The following is a 2,355-nucleotide window of genomic DNA, read 5'->3' as shown; positions in this document are numbered from 1 at the left end:
CCTGTAGAGGCTGTATAACATACATCTGCTAGGGCTAACTCGGGATTAGTTTCTAGATAATTTTGATAATTACTGACTAAATCTTCTAAAGCCTTTTCGGTTTTGGCTGACAGAGTTAATAGATGAACTGGACGTTCAATATTATTATTCTGAATTTTGACTTGAGAGGGAGCTTCTTCTATAATTACATGAGCATTAGTGCCACCCATACCAAAAGAACTAACCCCAGCTATGCGACTTTTACCATTTGCCGGCCAAGAGGTCAGCTTAGTCGCGACTTGTACCGGTAGTTGAGCCCAATTAATATAAGGATTTGGTTGCTTGAAATGCAGTGATGGAGCTATTTTCCGATATTGCAGTTGCAAAATCACCTTAATCATACCTGCAATTCCTGCTGCTGACGCCAAATGACCAACATTACTCTTAGCGGAACCAATTATTACCGGGTGCTCTTTAGAATGAGTTGGACCAAATACCGTTCCTATTGCTCCCACTTCAATAGGGTCTCCCAAAGATGTGCCTGTGCCATGAGCTTCTATATAACTAATACTAGCTGGGTCTACTCCTCCATTTTCCAAGGCTTGACCAATCACTGCTTGTTGAGACGGCCTACTAGGTACAGTCAATCCACTGGTATCACCATCATGGTTAATGGCAGTTCCACGAATCACTGCCAGAATATTATCTCCATCGGCAACAGCATCTGACAGACGCTTGAGTATGACCATCCCACATCCTTCACCACCGACAAATCCATCTGCGGTAGAATCAAAAGTCTTGCATCGGCCATAGGGAGATAACATTCCTGCCTTAGAAAGACCGATGTGAAGTTCTGGAGATATTAATACATTTACTCCTCCCGCTAGAGCTAAATTAGACTCTCTATTTCTTAAACTGGTAGTGGCTAAATGAACGCTGACTAGAGAAGAGGAACAACCTGTGTCTACTGCTAAATTAGGACCTTTTAGCCCCAGAAGGTAAGAAATTCTCCCGGATGCTGTACTGTAGGTATTTCCTGAAGCCATATAGGCATCAATTTGTTCAAGGCCTTGAGTTAATATCTTTTGAAGATAGCCATTACCACCAATAGCAACAAAGACACCAGTAGAGCTTCCTTTAAGTTTTTGAGGATTTATTCCTGAACGCTCTAAGGCTTCCCAACTCACTTCTAGAAGTAATCGCTGTTGAGGGTCTAGATGAATTGTTTCTTTGGGAGAAATACCAAAGAAATTGGCATCAAACTCTTGCAGTCGCTCTATGAAGCCTCCATAACGAGTAGACATTTTACCAGGAGCGCTAGGGTCAGAGTCGTAATATTCATCAACAGGCCATCGGGATGGTGGCACTTCCGTAATCGCATCTACTCCGTTTTGTAAAAGTTCCCAGAAGGCTTCAGGGGTAGATGCGCCTCCTGGAATACGGCAACCCATTCCAATTATGGCGATCGCCTCAGATTGATCTTGATTTTTAAGTCGATCAACTTCAGCTTCTAACTTACTAATTTTTTTTAATGCCATTTGCATCAGTTGGGCATACTCTTTTTCCTGATTAGTAATCATTTAAATACCTCTTAATTTTTCTGCAAGTTCTTTAGCAATCCTATCTAGTTGAAGATTTTGCTGGGAATCACTGTTGACATTATCGCTGTCATTCTCTTCTAAAATCAGTAAATCTTTAGCAAAATAGTTTACCATATCTTTAATTTTAGGGTAGTCCAAAGCTATAGTTGATGGAAGCGATAGCTTCAAGCTACTTTGCAACTTATTCCTCAACTCCACAGAAGTCAAAGAGTCCATACCCAAATCAAAAAAACCTGTATCCATTGCAATTGATTCAGGATCACTAATCCCCAACACTTGAGCCACTTGACGACGCACATGAGCCAACAACAACAAGCGACGCTCATTAGGTGGTTTAGCCTCCAACTTTAACAGAAAATCTGACTTCGATGGTTGGGCTACCTCCAATATAGTTTCCTGCCAATCCGCTAAAAACGGCCACTGTGCCACTCTCTCCTGCCACCCTGACCACTCAATAGGCACCACCCCTACTTCCACATCCGAACTACTCATCAATAGTTCCAAAGACTCCAAGAACTGAGCCGGAGATATTACACCCATCCCATTCTTACTGAGCATAGGGGCTATATCTGCATCTCGCCCGGCACCTCGTCCCACTTGAGAAACTACACCCCAATGGATACTCAATCCTGGTAATCCCATAGTTCCACGATAATGAGCTAAACCATCAAGAAACCCATTAGCAGCAGAATAATTTGCCATGCCCTGACCCAGTGAACCCAACAGAGATGTTGCTGAAGAAAACAGCACAAAGAAGTCTAATGGTTGACTTTGA

Annotated in this window: 2 protein-coding genes; both read right to left on the bottom strand. The window is 42.5% G+C overall.

Features of this window, described 5'->3' with window-relative positions; translation table 11 throughout:
• Nucleotides 1-1,559 (bottom strand): polyketide synthase (locus F6J99_RS44275; protein ID WP_293123614.1); only part of this gene is annotated, 1,559 nt, incomplete at its 3' end.
• Nucleotides 1,560-2,355: beta-ketoacyl reductase (locus tag F6J99_RS44270; protein WP_293123611.1), on the bottom strand; the 796-nt coding region annotated here is incomplete at its 5' end. It lies immediately after the preceding gene.

The organism is Moorena sp. SIO4G3 (assembly GCF_010692305.1).
Classification (GTDB): domain Bacteria; phylum Cyanobacteriota; class Cyanobacteriia; order Cyanobacteriales; family Coleofasciculaceae; genus Moorena; species Moorena producens_A.
This window is presented reverse-complemented; position numbering and strand designations above follow the sequence as displayed.